Origin of the sequence: Alkalimarinus coralli, assembly GCF_023650515.1 — a bacterium.
GTDB lineage: Bacteria > Pseudomonadota > Gammaproteobacteria > Pseudomonadales > Oleiphilaceae > Alkalimarinus > Alkalimarinus coralli.
Map to the genome: position 1 here is coordinate 3508171 of NZ_CP096016.1, position 17935 is coordinate 3526105.

The window sequence follows — 17935 nt, forward strand, 5'->3', positions numbered from 1 at the left end:
AAGCCATGAAGTGACAGTCCGGCAAGATGCGCTTGTTGAACGAAGCCGCTATGCGGCAGAAGAGCTTGTCGTCTTTACTTCTTTTACCTTCAATCCCGAAGGCTTCGAGGAGTATTCTTATGAACATCAACGAACAAACCCGCTTCACTCTTTTATATGAACGCTATCTTAACGAATTAACCCTGCAAGGCAAAAGCCCTAAAACCATCGAAATGTATTCTCGCTACCTGCGGAAGATCGGCGATTATTTTGATTGTTGCCCTGACAACCTGACTGCAGATCAACTTAAAAGCTACTTTATGCAACTCGTTGAAACCCGTTCCTGGAGTGCCGTAAAGATAGCCCGCAATGCCATTCAGTTTTTCTATAAACATGTGCTTGATCGACCCTGGACTTGGATCAACATCGTCAAACCGCCCAAGTTACAACCACTGCAAGATGTGCTGTCCGTGAGTGAGGTGGAACTCATTATTAATCATACCTACAAACTGAGTTATCAGGTCTACTTTCTGACCACCTATAGTCTCGGTTTGCGCTTAACTGAGGCACTCAACTTAACCATTGCTGATATCGACGGTCACTTGATGCGGGTTCATATTCGCCGTGGTAAAGGGAATAAAGACCGTTTCGTTCCCTTACCCTTGCTAACGTATAAAGCGCTACGTCGATACTGGGCTACACATCGCCATCCCAGGCTAATCTTTCCAGGAGGAAAAGCGCCTTATATCCGAGAAGGAAAAGAGATGGTCATGGATAAAGGAGGGGTTCAAAAAGCCATCAAGATAATCGCCAAAGAGTGTGGTATTGCCAAGAATGTGCACATCCATACCTTACGCCATAGCTTTGCGACCCACTTGTTAGAAAATGGGGTGAACCTTCGTTCAATCCAAACCTATTTAGGTCATGTGAGTCCAGACACCACCGCCAAATACACCCGAATGACACAAGAAGCCGCCCAAAACAGCGCACTCATGGTTAATGCGCTCGTCGATCAATTCGAGATTAACTGGATTGAATCATGATTACGCTAGCGCAGATTATGCGCGATCATCAAGATGCACTCACGCAATGTTATGGCCCGATGATGAGTCGTCAACATCATCACGCCATGCAATCCATTATTGATTGTCACACACCGGCCTGTGGTGAAGTTGAATTTCATTGTGCCCCCTGCTCACAGCAGCAACGCTTTTGTCACAGCTGTGGCCATCGTAGTTGCCCTGCGTGTCAGCATCAAACCAACAATCAGTGGTTAGATCGTCAACGCCAGAAGCTGCTGCCTGTTGATTATTATATGGTGACCTTTACGCTGCCCACACAACTCAGGCATTTTGTCTGGCACCATCAGAAGTGGGGCTATCAAACCCTGTTTAACGTTGCCCGGCAGACCTTGTCCACGTTTGCAAAAAACGATAAGCAACTCCACGCTGATTTAGGGCTAACTGGGGTATTACATACCCATTCACGACGATTGGAATTTCATCCACACGTTCACTTTATTGTGCCCAACGGAGGCCTGGACAAAAACAAAGTCTCATGGCGACAAAAATCCGGTAAATATTTATTTAATGGCAAGTCGCTGGCCAAGGTCTTCCGGGCAAAGTTCATTGACGCCATGAAACAACAAGGCTTTTGTCTCCCCCAAAACACGCCTCAAGCGTGGGTGACGCAATGTGAGCATGTCGGCCAAGGCGAGTCAGCGTTCGTTTATCTTGCCAGATATCTTTATCGTGGCGTCATCAGCGAAAAGAACATTACTCGCTATGAACAAGGAAGAGTCACCTTCAAGTATCAAGAAAATAAAAGCAAGCAATGGCTAACACGCACTGAACCGGCGACCGAGTTTCTCTGGTTAGTCTTACAACACGTGCTGCCAAAAGGATTTCGACGTGCCCGTGATTATGGTTTTTTGCATAGCAATGCCAAGCAAACGTTGAAACGGTTGCAGCTGATATTGCAGGCCAAAGTTCCCGACATTGCAATCAACAAAAAAAGAGCGCATCGGTGCCCAAGCTGTGGACTCAGCATGGCCGTCATTCAGTTTTTCAAACCTAAACGATTCACTCAGCCGACCAGCTAAGGGACTAAAAAATCAGGGATGCCATTCATCAGTAGAAGGAGAAAATGAAAAATAGGTGAATATAGAAGAGTAAACTGACTACGCTAAGGTTGAGGTAATGGCCGCGCTCGGCCTGAGAAAAGTGCCTAAATGTAGCAACAAGAAAATCCCTTCAAACCGATCTAGCTATTTCCTATTAATAAGTACCGGGCTTGTCCAACAATAGGATTAAGTCGCGGCTTCGCGCGACCTATCCTTATTAGTTAGGCAGCCGGTACTGAACCAGTAGTAATTTTATGTTGATAGTTAATATACCCTAAAATAACTAAACAGATAATTTGAATTTCATTATTTATTGAGTCGATTGACCACTTAACTAAACAATTTTCTGCTTGATAGTTAGGAACAAAATTTAACTTAATATTGCTCTCCTTTGCTTTATTAACCGAATACTCTTCAACTAATGAATCATTTTTATACAAACAATTTTTTCGCCAAAAAAACATTCCTGACGATTTCATTACATATTTTACTTCGTCCAATATAGTAAACGAAAAGCTATACGATCCAAACGAAGGGAGAAAACCGCCCTCACAAAATAGCTCACCATCTTTTTTGATAGTGAAATTTTCTTCTGTTATTTGAAGCTGATATTTATTCATATTTGCCTAACGCTTAAATTTTGGGCAAATAATGTGGAGTGACGAAGGAGCGCAGCATTATTTGTCCTAAACATTTTTTGGTTATAATTGAACGTATGGTAAGTCAAAGTTTACTGATACAGGTCTCGCATAGCACCTTGTGATAGTTTCTGTGCCAATGATTAGATTGTTCTCAATTATCATTTCAGTTCGCTCTTCTTCATAGTGCTCACCTTCGCAAGAGTCATCTTCATTCTCTATACCAAAATATATCTCATCGTTATTTATATATGCGACATCTAGTATAGTTGACTGTGTGTTGTCTTCGTTTTGATAGGTAAGGTCAAGTTTGTTGGCGATAACTCCACTTGACATAGTAACCTCTGAACCCAAAATATAGGTTCCATTACTGGTTGTAGTTGAAGTAATGTCTGAACCACAACCACCTATAAGAGATTCGGTCGTTCTAGAAAATTCACCATCGTTAAAATTCCATCTAATATCCTTTAATCTACTACCTGCTACGAGGCAATCAGCTTGCCAAGTTCCGTCAATAATTGTGCTTCCTGAATTTGTTATTTCAGTAGTGGGTGACTCTGAACTCGATGAAGAACCTCCACCACACCCACTTAATGAAAATACTGCTAATACGATTAATACTCTAAACATAAACTTCCTAAAAATTATAACGCTTTGATCATCGACCTTACTCGGCCCCTAAAAAAACGACCAGCACCGTTCTATCCCGAGTGAGGTCGTTGCATCACCTTGTTAAATTCACAGCTCCGGAATTCGACGCTTCCCCTTCCTGATCTATGGTGGTTTGATCTATTTTTTCATTACCACAACATCTCTTCTGCTGCCTTTTAACCTGTTTTTGAGTGTGCATGCTAGACGCCTGTTTCGTCAATCTCTTTTTATCGGGCACGACTAACCCCATAGCTATCAACGGCTATGTCTCTTATTATCAATGAATCTGTTTTAATTTTTCTATTGCCTCTCCATGGTAGATCGGTAAACCGCAGGTACTGCATGCGGGTCTAAATCCTTTTTCTTCGAGGTAGCTACTCCAGTCCAGCTCTAATCTCTTCGGCACCGGCTTTTGCCGTAATTGTTTGCGTGCTACGTTTAGTTTTTCTCTTTGTACTGATGTATAAAGGCCACTGTATCTTGTACTTTGCTTTCGGGGTAAAGGTATGTGCTGCATAAAACGCTGAACAAACGCTTCGTAGCTGATCGTCAGCTTTTCCTTTCGTCCTGTCTGGTGTGATTGATAGCTGAATGTCAGGTGGCTTTCATTAGTCGATTTAATCTGCTGGTTTCGAAAGGGCCCTCCTTTAACATATCGTGCAAGATACTTGGCGACACCTCTAGCATGGTCGTAGCGTTTACAAAAATGTACCACCCAATCTTTTCGCCCCTGCTGATTTAGCATCGCTTTTACTTTATGAGTCATTTCGCCCTTAGGTAAAACCAGCTTTTCTTGCTCTAGCGCTTTCTTAAGTGTTGCCAATAACTTACCTCTAAATACCATCATCACTGGTTTTTGAGGAAAGAGACTACCCTTCTTTGGCTCAACCCACTGACCTTTGGCATCTAAACCACCATGACTGATCAACACATGTATGTGCGGGTGTAGTGATAAGTTTCTCCCCCAGGTATGAAGAACTGACAGTATACCCGGCGTTGCCCCCAAGTATTTTGGGTCATTAGCGAATTCACGGAGTGTTTCCTGCACTGCCTTAAACAAGACCCCTGTCATAAACTCGCGGTTATATTGCCAGAGTTTATTCAGGGCTTCAGGGATGGTGAAGATGACGTGGTGATGCGGGCAGTTCAATAGGATGGATTGGGTATTACGAAGCCACTCTTCACTTGCAAGTCCTTGGCATTGCGGGCAAGCTCGATGTTTACAGGAGTTATACCAAATGCCATTAACATGACCATTGGGACAATACTGGGTATGCCCTCCCAGCGCTTGTGTGCGACAAACGGAAAGGCGATCCAACGCTTTATGTTGATACACCGGGAGCTTTATATGTTCCCGCACTTTAGGTAAGTGCTGCTCCAACAGTCCTTGTAGAGTCTTCGTTTCCATAAACGAAGTTATAACATTATACTGTTTTTATTTACAGTACTTATTCTATGCGTGCGAGATCATTGATAGGTCTTCCCCAGGCTTTGCCTGGCGAATTTAACGCTTTGCTCACCGGTAAATTGGGAGCGTAGCGAGTAATTTATCCGTGTGCAGCAACTTGTGTACGCCCGGCATGGGCATTAACTAATGAGGTGAAAGTCCTCTGTAGGAAGGTCACCGTTAAATCAATCCTAAACGATTTAACGATAACTACTAGCGAATGGCAAGGGCCAATCCGTGAGGAGCGGTCTGGAGGAAGCCGCTAGCAAAGCTGCGAGCTGATGAACAAGAACATCATATGAGGCGTAGGCTGAAGGCGAGTTGGCACAAGACAACGAAGCCAGGTGATCTAACGGCCACCGTAAATGATGCAGTTGTGTAGTGAAAGTTAATGCTCTTATCCGGGGAGATCTGATAGACAAGCGTCCTGCGCTTACGCTGCGGAGATTACCAGTGAGAGCCTGGTTGATCAACTCTTGGCGCATCAATAGCTGCGATTGGATGCGAGCGAACCAGCAGCAACCCAGCCTAGCAAAGGGAGCGCTACGATAAGCAATTATGGTGGTGATCTATCAGAAGTCAGCAGACGGCATAGTAGCCCAACGCCCATCGTAATGGATGGGACATGGTGAAGGCCTGAACACTTAGTTGAATAAAGGAGGAGCCTTGTCAGACTTGAATACACGAACGCCGACTGGCGATGACGTGACTCAGCGTAGTGATCTGAAGCCAGCCTTTGGCAATAATCTATTCGAACAAATCTTCCAAGCCGAGAATCTTCAAAGGGCTTGGAAACAAGTTCGAGCCAACAAGGGAGCCGCTGGCATTGATGGCATGACCATTGATGAGTTCCCTGCTTGGGTAAGAGATGGGCACTGGAAAACGGTGGTTAATGACCTGAACTCAGGACGATATAAACCGGCTCCAGTACGAAGAGTGGAAATCGATAAACCTGATGGTGGTAAACGCCAACTGGGGATTCCCACGGTCACTGATCGCGTGATTCAACAAGCCATCGCCCAAGTGCTTACGCCTATCTTCGATCCCGGCTTTTCTAGCAATAGCTTTGGATTCCGGCCTAACCGAAATGGGCAACAGGCGGTAAAGCAGGTTCAACGCATCATCAAAACGGGACGCCGTTTTACCGTTGATGTTGACCTGTCCAAGTTCTTTGACCGAGTTAACCACGATCTGCTAATGACGCTTCTTGGCCGAAAGGTGAAGGATAAGCGCCTATTACAACTGATCAAACGTTACCTCCGAGCTGGGATTATCGATAACCAGTTCTACATCGAGAGTCGAGAAGGTGTACCTCAAGGAGGTCCATTATCTCCCTTATTGGCTAACATCATGCTCGACCCGCTGGACAAAGAACTTGAGAAACGGGGACACCGTTTTGCCCGCTATGCGGATGACTTTACGATTCTCGTTAACAGTCCTAGAGCAGGCGAACGGGTACTAAAAAGTATCACCCGTTTTCTTGAAATCCGCCTGAAACTGGTTGTTAACACGACCAAAAGCCACGTCGTCAAAACCAGTGAGTGCAAGTTCCTGGGATTTACCTTCCAGGCTGGGCGCATTCAATGGCACCCGAACTCTCTTAAGAAATTTAAACAGGAAGTTCGGCGTTTGACGAATCGCAACTGGGGAGTTTCGATGAAATATCAGCTCTTCAAACTGAGCCTATACTTACGTGGTTGGATTAACTACTTTGGTATCGCTAACTGTTATCAGCATTGTGTCGAGCTGGATCATTGGATTCGTCGCAGAGTGCGGATGGCCTACTGGCGTCAATGGCGAAAGCCACGAACCAAAGTACGAAATCTCATGAAACGTGGTGTTCACGTTCAGGCGGCAGTTGCCTGTGGCATTACCAGCAAGGGCCCATGGCGTAGCGCTAAGACTCCAGGTATCAATCAAGCTCTGTCATTGGAGTTTTTGAAATCTGAGGGCCTTTATTCGTTACGTGATGGATGGATTAAGCTTCACTATCCTGAGTGAAACGCCCTGTGCGGACCCGCATGCAGGGTGTTGTGGGGACTGGGGGCTAGATACCCCCGGTTACCCGATTAAGCACTGTTGACACATACAGTACTAGATACTACCATGGGCCACTATAGAAACCTATAGGATACTATAGTGGCAAAGACATTTTTTCCAGAGCTCATTGAGCACGTCTCAGCTAGCCCTCCTCATCCAGATGACACTCAATACCGTGTATCTGTTGGTATGGAGGAATGGGATGATACATTCATCCCTGTTGCCAAGGTTCAGATGGTATACAAAGGAGCTGTTGCAGGCAGAAAAAGCCCATCATATCCAATTGGCACTAGTGATCATGAAAAAGTGAACAAAATTATGGGGCGATTAATCAAGGAGGCTTCAGCAAAATATGACGTCAGCAAAAAAACTAAATAGCAATTTGCCTGATACTTCTGATATATCGATTGAGATTGGTGACTCTCGGCAGGTTTTAAGCGAATTTCCTGATGAATGTTTCCAATCGTGCATAACTAGCCCTCCCTATTGGGGTTTAAGAGATTACGGCGTCGAGGGGCAAATTGGAGCTGAGAACACTGTTGATAAATATATAGAGGACTTAGTTCTAGTATTCCGAGAAGTTAGAAGAACACTCAAGGATAACGGGACATTATGGCTAAATATCGGAGACTCCTATACTAGTGGAGGCCGAACTTGGCGAGATGCAGATAAGAAAAATGCTGCTAGAGGGATGTCTTACAGAGCGCCAACACCTGAAGGTTTAAAACCAAAAGACCTTATCGGTGTACCATGGAAAATTGCTTTCGCCTTGCAGGCTGATGGGTGGTATTTGAGGTCAGATATTGTGTGGTACAAGCCAAATTGTCAGCCTGAGTCAGTAAAAGATAGACCAACAAGATCACACGAGTATATTTTTCTCTTTAGCAAAAATGAAAAATATCATTATGATCATATAGCGATTAAAGAACCAACTGCAGATGGAAAAAGACTGAGAAACAAGAGGACTGTTTGGTCAATAAATACAGAACCTTTTAAGGAAGCTCATTTTGCTGTTTTTCCTCCCGAATTGGTTGAGCAGTGTATGCTTGCAAGTAGTGATGCTGGGGATACAGTGCTAGACCCATTTTTAGGGTCAGGCACCGTTTCACAAGTTGCAATTGAGCTAAATCGGAAGTGCGTAGGGGTTGAGCTAAACAGAGAGTATGCCGAAATTGCTAAAAAGCGTATTTCACAACTCAACAGAAAACTACTTTAAAAAAGCTAAGCTAGATCGTTTTTAACGAAAACTTCCATTCTGCATGTTTGATACAGTGCTTCTTTTGAAGCTTTTTGATGTGAAGTTTTCGTTCACCGCCACCATCAAAATACAATTGAAATTTTATCTCTCCGGCTCCATCTAAAGTTGTACATGATCCTATCTTAGGGATTTGTTGGCTTTTTTCAGAATAAGAGAGATTTCCATTTACCGATTCAAGCAGCAAGCTTTTAGGTATTTCTACCAGCTCATAATGATAGACATTATCAGAATGAGTTTTTGAATTGTTCGATAAGCACCTTAATTGAAAAATTCTCTCATAAGACTCCATGTGCTCAACGAACTGATTTCTCAAGCCTACTAAATGCTCCTGCTTATCAGTCCATTCGCCTTTTCCTAACTCCATGAACTTTGAAACCCAAAGTTCGTCTACCTTAATTTTTTTGTCTGCTTGTGTTTTTAGGGAGAATTTACTTCCATTAATAGTTATATCTTGACCTGGATTTCCTCTGTCAGCTAAACGAGCGACGAGGCCAACTTGGTTACAAATATCCTCTAAGGCGTATTCGAAACGATCTTTTGAAAGCGCCTCCCTTGATAAGCAATGATGCACTTTTAGGTAGTCACCAAAAAGCTGAGAAAAGTCACCAACAGCAAGATCGGAATCATTTTTTGACCATATAATATCAAATGGAACATTCAGCTTTTCGATAATCGACTCAATGAGAGATAGCTGAGGTTCCGACAGTCCCTCCATTTCGATTACCAAGTTGTTAATTCTGTCTTTCTTTATTACCACTGGTTACTCCTTAGTAGTGGTGCTTAACGCCTGCATTTGCGGCAGTTTTGTGAAGCGGCGAAGCCGCGTAGCAAAGCTGTCCAAGCCACGAAGTGGCTGATGCAACATGCTCTTGTTAAATGTTTAGTTTCCATAACCCTGCTGCCAATTTTCTGTTTCGATTTCTGAAATATTACCTTTGGCTAACAGGCTCCACAAAGTTATTACTTTTTCTTTTGTGGTATTTTCTAAGTGTTTAGGTTCACCATCACCTTCTACATTTTCCCATACTAGCAAGCCTGATGAATATGCGGATAAACACCATTCAGATTCGTGAGTAAGAGATACATCTGGATGCTCATTTGTTGCTTCCAAAAGTTCATCATAAAGTGAAGAGAGTGATTCTAGTGGATACTCCAAATCTGAGTTTCCAATAAGGTGATTTACCCAATATGCCATAATTCCCTCATTGACATTTAACGCTTTGATCATCGACCTTACTCGGCCCCTAAAAAAACGACCAGCACCGTTCTATCCCGAGTGAGGTCGTTGCATCACCTTGTTAAATTCACAGCTCCGGAATTCGACGCTTCCCCTTCCTGATCTATGGTGGTTTGATCTATTTTTTCATTACCACAACATCTCTTCTGCTGCCTTTTAACCTGTTTTTGAGTGTGCATGCTAGACGCCTGTTTCGTCAATCTCTTTTTATCGGGCACGACTAACCCCATAGCTATCAACGGCTATGTCTCTTATTATCAATGAATCTGTTTTAATTTTTCTATTGCCTCTCCATGGTAGATCGGTAAACCGCAGGTACTGCATGCGGGTCTAAATCCTTTTTCTTCGAGGTAGCTACTCCAGTCCAGCTCTAATCTCTTCGGCACCGGCTTTTGCCGTAATTGTTTGCGTGCTACGTTTAGTTTTTCTCTTTGTACTGATGTATAAAGGCCACTGTATCTTGTACTTTGCTTTCGGGGTAAAGGTATGTGCTGCATAAAACGCTGAACAAACGCTTCGTAGCTGATCGTCAGCTTTTCCTTTCGTCCTGTCTGGTGTGATTGATAGCTGAATGTCAGGTGGCTTTCATTAGTCGATTTAATCTGCTGGTTTCGAAAGGGCCCTCCTTTAACATATCGTGCAAGATACTTGGCGACACCTCTAGCATGGTCGTAGCGTTTACAAAAATGTACCACCCAATCTTTTCGCCCCTGCTGATTTAGCATCGCTTTTACTTTATGAGTCATTTCGCCCTTAGGTAAAACCAGCTTTTCTTGCTCTAGCGCTTTCTTAAGTGTTGCCAATAACTTACCTCTAAATACCATCATCACTGGTTTTTGAGGAAAGAGACTACCCTTCTTTGGCTCAACCCACTGACCTTTGGCATCTAAACCACCATGACTGATCAACACATGTATGTGCGGGTGTAGTGATAAGTTTCTCCCCCAGGTATGAAGAACTGACAGTATACCCGGCGTTGCCCCCAAGTATTTTGGGTCATTAGCGAATTCACGGAGTGTTTCCTGCACTGCCTTAAACAAGACCCCTGTCATAAACTCGCGGTTATATTGCCAGAGTTTATTCAGGGCTTCAGGGATGGTGAAGATGACGTGGTGATGCGGGCAGTTCAATAGGATGGATTGGGTATTACGAAGCCACTCTTCACTTGCAAGTCCTTGGCATTGCGGGCAAGCTCGATGTTTACAGGAGTTATACCAAATGCCATTAACATGACCATTGGGACAATACTGGGTATGCCCTCCCAGCGCTTGTGTGCGACAAACGGAAAGGCGATCCAACGCTTTATGTTGATACACCGGGAGCTTTATATGTTCCCGCACTTTAGGTAAGTGCTGCTCCAACAGTCCTTGTAGAGTCTTCGTTTCCATAAACGAAGTTATAACATTATACTGTTTTTATTTACAGTACTTATTCTATGCGTGCGAGATCATTGATAGGTCTTCCCCAGGCTTTGCCTGGCGAATTTAACGCTTTGATCATCGACCTTACTCGGCCCCTAAAAAAACGACCAGCACCGTTCTATCCCGAGTGAGGTCGTTGCATCACCTTGTTAAATTCACAGCTCCGGAATTCGACGCTTCCCCTTCCTGATCTATGGTGGTTTGATCTATTTTTTCATTACCACAACATCTCTTCTGCTGCCTTTTAACCTGTTTTTGAGTGTGCATGCTAGACGCCTGTTTCGTCAATCTCTTTTTATCGGGCACGACTAACCCCATAGCTATCAACGGCTATGTCTCTTATTATCAATGAATCTGTTTTAATTTTTCTATTGCCTCTCCATGGTAGATCGGTAAACCGCAGGTACTGCATGCGGGTCTAAATCCTTTTTCTTCGAGGTAGCTACTCCAGTCCAGCTCTAATCTCTTCGGCACCGGCTTTTGCCGTAATTGTTTGCGTGCTACGTTTAGTTTTTCTCTTTGTACTGATGTATAAAGGCCACTGTATCTTGTACTTTGCTTTCGGGGTAAAGGTATGTGCTGCATAAAACGCTGAACAAACGCTTCGTAGCTGATCGTCAGCTTTTCCTTTCGTCCTGTCTGGTGTGATTGATAGCTGAATGTCAGGTGGCTTTCATTAGTCGATTTAATCTGCTGGTTTCGAAAGGGCCCTCCTTTAACATATCGTGCAAGATACTTGGCGACACCTCTAGCATGGTCGTAGCGTTTACAAAAATGTACCACCCAATCTTTTCGCCCCTGCTGATTTAGCATCGCTTTTACTTTATGAGTCATTTCGCCCTTAGGTAAAACCAGCTTTTCTTGCTCTAGCGCTTTCTTAAGTGTTGCCAATAACTTACCTCTAAATACCATCATCACTGGTTTTTGAGGAAAGAGACTACCCTTCTTTGGCTCAACCCACTGACCTTTGGCATCTAAACCACCATGACTGATCAACACATGTATGTGCGGGTGTAGTGATAAGTTTCTCCCCCAGGTATGAAGAACTGACAGTATACCCGGCGTTGCCCCCAAGTATTTTGGGTCATTAGCGAATTCACGGAGTGTTTCCTGCACTGCCTTAAACAAGACCCCTGTCATAAACTCGCGGTTATATTGCCAGAGTTTATTCAGGGCTTCAGGGATGGTGAAGATGACGTGGTGATGCGGGCAGTTCAATAGGATGGATTGGGTATTACGAAGCCACTCTTCACTTGCAAGTCCTTGGCATTGCGGGCAAGCTCGATGTTTACAGGAGTTATACCAAATGCCATTAACATGACCATTGGGACAATACTGGGTATGCCCTCCCAGCGCTTGTGTGCGACAAACGGAAAGGCGATCCAACGCTTTATGTTGATACACCGGGAGCTTTATATGTTCCCGCACTTTAGGTAAGTGCTGCTCCAACAGTCCTTGTAGAGTCTTCGTTTCCATAAACGAAGTTATAACATTATACTGTTTTTATTTACAGTACTTATTCTATGCGTGCGAGATCATTGATAGGTCTTCCCCAGGCTTTGCCTGGCGAATTTAACGCTTTGATCATCGACCTTACTCGGCCCCTAAAAAAACGACCAGCACCGTTCTATCCCGAGTGAGGTCGTTGCATCACCTTGTTAAATTCACAGCTCCGGAATTCGACGCTTCCCCTTCCTGATCTATGGTGGTTTGATCTATTTTTTCATTACCACAACATCTCTTCTGCTGCCTTTTAACCTGTTTTTGAGTGTGCATGCTAGACGCCTGTTTCGTCAATCTCTTTTTATCGGGCACGACTAACCCCATAGCTATCAACGGCTATGTCTCTTATTATCAATGAATCTGTTTTAATTTTTCTATTGCCTCTCCATGGTAGATCGGTAAACCGCAGGTACTGCATGCGGGTCTAAATCCTTTTTCTTCGAGGTAGCTACTCCAGTCCAGCTCTAATCTCTTCGGCACCGGCTTTTGCCGTAATTGTTTGCGTGCTACGTTTAGTTTTTCTCTTTGTACTGATGTATAAAGGCCACTGTATCTTGTACTTTGCTTTCGGGGTAAAGGTATGTGCTGCATAAAACGCTGAACAAACGCTTCGTAGCTGATCGTCAGCTTTTCCTTTCGTCCTGTCTGGTGTGATTGATAGCTGAATGTCAGGTGGCTTTCATTAGTCGATTTAATCTGCTGGTTTCGAAAGGGCCCTCCTTTAACATATCGTGCAAGATACTTGGCGACACCTCTAGCATGGTCGTAGCGTTTACAAAAATGTACCACCCAATCTTTTCGCCCCTGCTGATTTAGCATCGCTTTTACTTTATGAGTCATTTCGCCCTTAGGTAAAACCAGCTTTTCTTGCTCTAGCGCTTTCTTAAGTGTTGCCAATAACTTACCTCTAAATACCATCATCACTGGTTTTTGAGGAAAGAGACTACCCTTCTTTGGCTCAACCCACTGACCTTTGGCATCTAAACCACCATGACTGATCAACACATGTATGTGCGGGTGTAGTGATAAGTTTCTCCCCCAGGTATGAAGAACTGACAGTATACCCGGCGTTGCCCCCAAGTATTTTGGGTCATTAGCGAATTCACGGAGTGTTTCCTGCACTGCCTTAAACAAGACCCCTGTCATAAACTCGCGGTTATATTGCCAGAGTTTATTCAGGGCTTCAGGGATGGTGAAGATGACGTGGTGATGCGGGCAGTTCAATAGGATGGATTGGGTATTACGAAGCCACTCTTCACTTGCAAGTCCTTGGCATTGCGGGCAAGCTCGATGTTTACAGGAGTTATACCAAATGCCATTAACATGACCATTGGGACAATACTGGGTATGCCCTCCCAGCGCTTGTGTGCGACAAACGGAAAGGCGATCCAACGCTTTATGTTGATACACCGGGAGCTTTATATGTTCCCGCACTTTAGGTAAGTGCTGCTCCAACAGTCCTTGTAGAGTCTTCGTTTCCATAAACGAAGTTATAACATTATACTGTTTTTATTTACAGTACTTATTCTATGCGTGCGAGATCATTGATAGGTCTTCCCCAGGCTTTGCCTGGCGAATTTAACAGCTAGTTCATGGGAACCTTCCCAAAAACCCCATTCCCATAAACTCAGAAATGCCTTTTTGGAAAGCCTACATTAATTTAATTACTATCAGTCAATTAGAGCACTTTTCCGCTTTGAGGCCAATAATTAAAACAAGATGCTTCTCAGAAACTCTCAGCCTTTGAAAATAAATCAATATCTTTATAAATCAACGCAATATAGACCACCACTCATATTATTAGCGTCAGTTCTCTTAATTGACCTATCAATAATTTTTGAGAAGTTTCCCAGAAATACCGGCTTAAGTACGTAATTATTCGTAAGCTTTCCACCCAGCTCACAATACCTATGAGCTAGCGGGGCATAACGGCCCGTTCTGAAAAGGAGATGTCGTAAAGAAAGGATCATCAAGTTATCTTAAAGCTTATCTAATTCTTTTTTGATGCGCTTCATAACCTCGTCTCGGTATACATTCCACCCCTCAGAGTGCCCTTCTACCGGCAGCTCAATCAATTCTGCGTTAGCCTGTTTGGCCGCTAACGCTTCAATCCATTCCGGTTTTATCACTTCATCATTCGGGGAGTAGAAATGAATCTGCGGAATAGCGTTACCCAATGCAGAGTTGTGCATGGTTAAGTCATGCATCGGGTCAAGCGAACCGCTTAACGCTGAATACTGGTGATGCTCGGCCCACTGTTGCACCGATAGGTTGCCTGCGATTGTCACAACCATTGAGACATTATTCATTCTGTCAGCCATTAGCATTGCCAACGTTCCGCCGCCGCTGTGCCCAACAAGTATTAGCGAACGCCCTTTCAACGTCTGGTGTAAAACATCAACCAGGCTCTCTACCACCCGGTCACTATAACGACCATGGGTATACCAATAGGCGGAACATTGGTCATCATCCAACTCAAAATAACAGGGCCTGCCCAGGTAAGCCGCTGGACCATTTGAGGCCAGGAACCAACCGAACAGCAGCGGGTTAAAGGGGGTCGGGTTGTTAGATATCTGTCGTCGCGTTGCCCATGGGGTGCCGTCCCCTTCGATATAAACCACCACGGGGCCGTCATTATTAGCAAAATGATTGAGTGCGAAAACGTGTTTAAAGGAGTCGGTTGTCACCTCTTGATAGGTTCCTCCAACACCCTCGACCTGTTGGTGTAAGGGCAGAGAGCAGCCAGCCAACGACAAGATCAGCGGAGCTGCCAATAACATGCACCAGACATTCTGACGGCACAGAAGGCGAGTAACAGTGCTAGTATAACGTTGACCCTGCGCCACCCGATCCACATTTATTCCTGTTTATCATGCCCATATATAAGAATAGCCAGTAAACCTCGTCTACCGTCATTTATTATAGTTTATGGGTTAGCGGGGGTAGTTTCATGATTGCCAATATGGCAGCATTGGAATGGTTCTCTCAATATTTGCCTCCTATTACGTGATTGACAGGTGCTGTATGACTCATTATTCACTCCCTAAACGAGGTTTAAGCCAATCCCTCTCGTTGCTATTGGTTATCGGGTTGTTTGTTATATCGGATGTATCCCACGCAGTATCAAGAGAAATTGCCAGAGGTCGTTCAATCTGTGATCAAACTGAAACCGCCTGTATTGACGGTGTCATTACCTGGCTGAAAAATCGCAAAATGATCACTATAGAAGGCCGGCTGAAACGAGCTATTGAACCAGGCAAGCTAAACTTTACCTTTTCCGGTCACCTGACGACTGGGGAGCAAGTGTTTCATACCAAGGAAATAGCAATAAGGGGAAAACGGGGGGAGATTCTTGATGAACGGTTTAAGCCGCCCTTTTCAAATCAAACCATCTGGGCGTTGCATAAATTTACCTATACTCCAACCGTGCCAGACGCGCAATAACATTAATACGGCCTAGCTCTGGGAGTGTTCTTCTTTAATCGACTTGATGACCTTTATGGCCTTTTTCCGCTGGGCCTTTATCAGTTCCAGCTCATCTAACAGTGCGGTGTTATCGGCTCCCTCTTCCTGCGCTGCAAGCTGCCTTTCAATCGCCTTTGTTCTCTTCTTCAAGCGTTTCAGCACGTCGAGAATTTTCTCTTTGCGCGCCACTTGCTCCCGATAGTCGCTATCAAGAAACGCCTTTATTTTCTTCAGCATTTTTTGAACCTTATGTTTAGCTGGCATCTCGTCTACCTCTCGCCACCGATGGACGTTCTGACCGTTCTTCCCGCAGGTCGATCTCTTCTATCAACTCGGAAATTTCGCTGGCATCCAGCGACAGTTCTGGGTCAATAGCGCTATCACCCGCTGAAGATGCGCCTTGCAGCAACTCCGTCATATTAATCAGCTTTCGCCCGACGCCGTGAGCATAATGAAAGTCATTCATCAAAGACGTCGCGACACTCCCCGGTATTTTTCGTTCACGGATTAACTGATCCAGCTCTCCACTGCCTAGCACATCAGCCTTTTCCAGATGCATTCTGGCCCGGTCAATCGACAGCAGTGAGCTTTTATTCGGCCGCTGTCTAATCAGTTTTATCTCTCGGATAAGCTCAATAAGGTCTTGCCGTAAACGTTCGTACTGCTCACTCACCGAGGTATAGTCTGAGAACATGGAGCGGTGTAAGTTTTTCCTCAGATGCTTTACATCCTTAAGCGCCTCAACGGCGTTTCGGCAGGCGGTTTTTAGTTCAAACACCAGATGAATCTGTGCGGCACTCATCTGTGGCTGGGATTTGGCCGCAAATTCAACAATGTCACTGTACACACCTTTTATTTCATTTTTATATAGGTCATCAATATTTTCACTAAACTGGCTTTGCTCTGGTTTGCTCATAACTTTTTCAATAGGCGCGCCAGAAGTGATCGCATCAAACTTGCAGTAAAGCCCATAAGAAATAACGGCCAGCACTCGGTCTGCCAAATCATTCACTTCTTTTATCAGAACAAACAGTGCGGTATCAGGGTAGATGAGGGAAGAGCGGGACAAGTAGCGAGCACGGCGGGTTTCGGGCCGTGGCACGTCAATGTCCCGAATCGCTGCGCTGCCTCCCGATTCGTTTAACTTCAACGCATTCGAGGTGGCCACTTCTGGCAAAACGACCATCAGCATTTTTTCCAAGCGACGAATAAAGGGCAGCATAATCATCACCCCGCCTACATTAAACAGCGTATGAAATAGCGATAACTTCAAGGTATAGTCATCGTCAGCAATTCCCAGTGAGGCAGCCAACACATCAACGGCCAACTGCAATGGCGCAATACACACCAGCGCCACTAGCCCTGTTATCAGATTAAAAACCAAATGCGCTCCTGCCAGCCGCTTACCTTGAATATCTGCCCCCAACGCGCCCAGAATGGCAGTCACAGTGGTTCCAACATTGGCACCAATCGCCAATGCCAGCGCGTTAACATATTCAAGCTGGCCTGATGACAGCGCAGTAATCGTCAGTACCAGTGTCGCATGGCTGGACTGCATAACCACCGTTGCCGCAGCGCCCAGCAGGGTATAGATCAATAGCCCTTTAATTCCCGACAGCGCATAAAGCGTGAGGTCAATATTGCCACGAAAGGCATCAAAGCCCTCTTTCATAAAGTGAATGCCCAGAAACAGAAAGCCGACACCCGCCAACACATAGCCAACGCCTTTTATCGGTTTGGCGTGCTGATAAACAAAAATGGCACCAAACACCAACATTGGCATCGCGTAGGCAGAGATATTGACCTTCAAGCCAATACCGGAGATTAACCAGGCCCCCGTCGTGGTGCCGATATTGGCACCAAAAATAATCCCGATTCCTTGGTACAAGCCAATCAGGCCTGCCGACAAAAAGGAGATACTAATCACCGAAACCAATGAGCTGGACTGCATTAAACTGGTGCTCACAACGCCGAAACTAATGCTTTTCCATAACCGGTCAGTGGTGGCTGCAAGCAGCTTTTCCAGCACGCCTCCCGTAAAAATGCGGAAGCCCGAATCCAGTGATAACATTCCAAACAGAAATATTGCCACACCCGCACAGATTGTCTTGAAGTCTGGACTGACCCAAAAGCCATAACCAAGAACAGCAACGATACTAGGCAAAAATATTCTT

At 44.7% G+C, this 17935-nt stretch carries 17 protein-coding genes; 6 read left to right on the forward strand and 11 right to left on the reverse strand.

Going from position 1 to position 17935, the window contains the following annotated elements:
• Window positions 1-119: 119 nt before the first annotated feature.
• Both MY523_RS15715 and MY523_RS15720 read left to right on the forward strand, forming a co-directional pair.
• Entirely contained in the window at window positions 120-1022 is a 903-nt protein-coding gene (locus MY523_RS15715) for a tyrosine-type recombinase/integrase (protein ID WP_250655630.1), read from the forward strand.
• Window positions 1019-2080: an IS91 family transposase gene (locus MY523_RS15720; protein WP_250655631.1), complete on the forward strand. Its 1062-nt coding sequence runs from the start codon at window positions 1019-1021 to the stop codon at window positions 2078-2080. Before MY523_RS15715 ends, MY523_RS15720 begins: the two co-directional genes overlap by 4 nt.
• Window positions 2081-2322: 242 nt before the next feature.
• On the opposite strand, the gene MY523_RS15725 is transcribed toward MY523_RS15720, so the two are convergent.
• The 3 genes from MY523_RS15725 to MY523_RS15735 form a co-directional block, all read right to left on the reverse strand.
• On the reverse strand, window positions 2323-2721 hold the full coding sequence (locus tag MY523_RS15725; protein WP_250655632.1) for a hypothetical protein: 399 nt from the start codon (window positions 2719-2721) through the stop codon (window positions 2323-2325).
• Window positions 2722-2802: 81 nt separating this feature from the next.
• Window positions 2803-3369: a hypothetical protein gene (locus MY523_RS15730; RefSeq protein WP_250655633.1), complete on the reverse strand. Its 567-nt coding sequence runs from the start codon at window positions 3367-3369 to the stop codon at window positions 2803-2805.
• Window positions 3370-3667: 298 nt separating this feature from the next.
• Entirely contained in the window at window positions 3668-4798 is a 1131-nt protein-coding gene (locus tag MY523_RS15735) for an IS91 family transposase (RefSeq protein ID WP_250655473.1), read from the reverse strand.
• 705 nt (window positions 4799-5503) lie between these two features.
• Here MY523_RS15735 and ltrA point away from each other — a divergent pair.
• The 3 genes from ltrA to MY523_RS15750 all read left to right on the forward strand — a co-directional run bounded on the left by ltrA (window position 5504) and on the right by MY523_RS15750 (window position 8093).
• A complete protein-coding gene (gene ltrA / locus MY523_RS15740; protein WP_250655634.1) occupies window positions 5504-6838 on the forward strand; it encodes a group II intron reverse transcriptase/maturase in 1335 nt (444 codons plus the stop codon).
• Window positions 6839-6976: 138 nt separating this feature from the next.
• A complete protein-coding gene (locus MY523_RS15745; protein WP_250655635.1) occupies window positions 6977-7255 on the forward strand; it encodes a hypothetical protein in 279 nt (92 codons plus the stop codon).
• A complete protein-coding gene (locus tag MY523_RS15750) occupies window positions 7230-8093 on the forward strand; it encodes a DNA-methyltransferase (RefSeq protein WP_250655636.1) in 864 nt (287 codons plus the stop codon). The genes MY523_RS15745 and MY523_RS15750 overlap by 26 nt, the downstream gene beginning before the upstream one ends.
• 10 nt (window positions 8094-8103) lie before the next feature.
• Here MY523_RS15750 and MY523_RS15755 read toward each other — a convergent pair whose 3' ends face one another.
• From MY523_RS15755 to MY523_RS15780, 6 genes are all read right to left on the reverse strand, one after another.
• Window positions 8104-8892 carry a hypothetical protein gene (locus MY523_RS15755; RefSeq protein WP_250655637.1) on the reverse strand — a complete coding sequence of 263 codons (789 nt, stop codon included), beginning with the start codon at window positions 8890-8892 and terminating at the stop codon, window positions 8104-8106.
• A 123-nt stretch (window positions 8893-9015) separates the two neighbouring features.
• Entirely contained in the window at window positions 9016-9363 is a 348-nt protein-coding gene (locus MY523_RS15760) for a hypothetical protein (RefSeq protein ID WP_250655638.1), read from the reverse strand.
• Window positions 9364-9629: 266 nt separating this feature from the next.
• Window positions 9630-10760, reverse strand: coding sequence for an IS91 family transposase (locus tag MY523_RS15765; RefSeq protein WP_250655473.1), 1131 nt, complete (start codon window positions 10758-10760; stop codon window positions 9630-9632).
• A gap of 378 nt (window positions 10761-11138) precedes the next feature.
• The gene (locus MY523_RS15770) at window positions 11139-12269 is read right to left on the reverse strand and encodes an IS91 family transposase (protein ID WP_250655473.1); all 1131 of its coding nucleotides are present in this window, start codon (window positions 12267-12269) and stop codon (window positions 11139-11141) included.
• A 378-nt stretch (window positions 12270-12647) separates the two neighbouring features.
• Window positions 12648-13778, reverse strand: coding sequence for an IS91 family transposase (locus tag MY523_RS15775; RefSeq protein WP_250655473.1), 1131 nt, complete (start codon window positions 13776-13778; stop codon window positions 12648-12650).
• Between the two features lie 497 nt (window positions 13779-14275).
• Window positions 14276-15070: an alpha/beta fold hydrolase gene (locus MY523_RS15780; RefSeq protein WP_250655639.1), complete on the reverse strand. Its 795-nt coding sequence runs from the start codon at window positions 15068-15070 to the stop codon at window positions 14276-14278.
• Between the two features lie 250 nt (window positions 15071-15320).
• On the opposite strand from MY523_RS15780, the gene MY523_RS15785 reads away from it, so the two are divergent.
• Entirely contained in the window at window positions 15321-15740 is a 420-nt protein-coding gene (locus MY523_RS15785) for a hypothetical protein (RefSeq protein WP_250655640.1), read from the forward strand.
• Window positions 15741-15752: 12 nt separating this feature from the next.
• On the opposite strand, the gene MY523_RS15790 is transcribed toward MY523_RS15785, so the two are convergent.
• Together MY523_RS15790 and MY523_RS15795 are read right to left on the reverse strand one after the other, a co-directional pair.
• The gene (locus MY523_RS15790; protein ID WP_250655641.1) at window positions 15753-16025 is read right to left on the reverse strand and encodes a hypothetical protein; all 273 of its coding nucleotides are present in this window, start codon (window positions 16023-16025) and stop codon (window positions 15753-15755) included.
• Window positions 16015-17925: a Na/Pi cotransporter family protein gene (locus MY523_RS15795; protein WP_250655642.1), complete on the reverse strand. Its 1911-nt coding sequence runs from the start codon at window positions 17923-17925 to the stop codon at window positions 16015-16017. Before MY523_RS15795 ends, MY523_RS15790 begins: the two co-directional genes overlap by 11 nt.
• Between the last annotated feature and the right edge of the window lie 10 nt (window positions 17926-17935).

Excerpts from the sequence above, each read along its gene's own strand:
- MY523_RS15730 (WP_250655633.1), bottom strand. The coding sequence starts at position 3,369 with ATGTTTAGAGTATTAATCGTATTAGCAGTATTTTCATTAAGTGGGTGT.
- MY523_RS15785 (WP_250655640.1), top strand. The coding sequence starts at position 15,321 with ATGACTCATTATTCACTCCCTAAACGAGGTTTAAGCCAATCCCTCTCG.
- MY523_RS15765 (WP_250655473.1), bottom strand. The coding sequence starts at position 10,760 with ATGGAAACGAAGACTCTACAAGGACTGTTGGAGCAGCACTTACCTAAA.
- MY523_RS15750 (WP_250655636.1), top strand. The coding sequence starts at position 7,230 with ATGACGTCAGCAAAAAAACTAAATAGCAATTTGCCTGATACTTCTGAT.
- MY523_RS15725 (WP_250655632.1), bottom strand. The coding sequence starts at position 2,721 with ATGAATAAATATCAGCTTCAAATAACAGAAGAAAATTTCACTATCAAA.
- MY523_RS15770 (WP_250655473.1), bottom strand. The coding sequence starts at position 12,269 with ATGGAAACGAAGACTCTACAAGGACTGTTGGAGCAGCACTTACCTAAA.
- MY523_RS15715 (WP_250655630.1), top strand. The coding sequence starts at position 120 with ATGAACATCAACGAACAAACCCGCTTCACTCTTTTATATGAACGCTAT.
- MY523_RS15790 (WP_250655641.1), bottom strand. The coding sequence starts at position 16,025 with ATGCCAGCTAAACATAAGGTTCAAAAAATGCTGAAGAAAATAAAGGCG.
- MY523_RS15760 (WP_250655638.1), bottom strand. The coding sequence starts at position 9,363 with ATGATCAAAGCGTTAAATGTCAATGAGGGAATTATGGCATATTGGGTA.
- MY523_RS15720 (WP_250655631.1), top strand. The coding sequence starts at position 1,019 with ATGATTACGCTAGCGCAGATTATGCGCGATCATCAAGATGCACTCACG.
- MY523_RS15735 (WP_250655473.1), bottom strand. The coding sequence starts at position 4,798 with ATGGAAACGAAGACTCTACAAGGACTGTTGGAGCAGCACTTACCTAAA.
- MY523_RS15775 (WP_250655473.1), bottom strand. The coding sequence starts at position 13,778 with ATGGAAACGAAGACTCTACAAGGACTGTTGGAGCAGCACTTACCTAAA.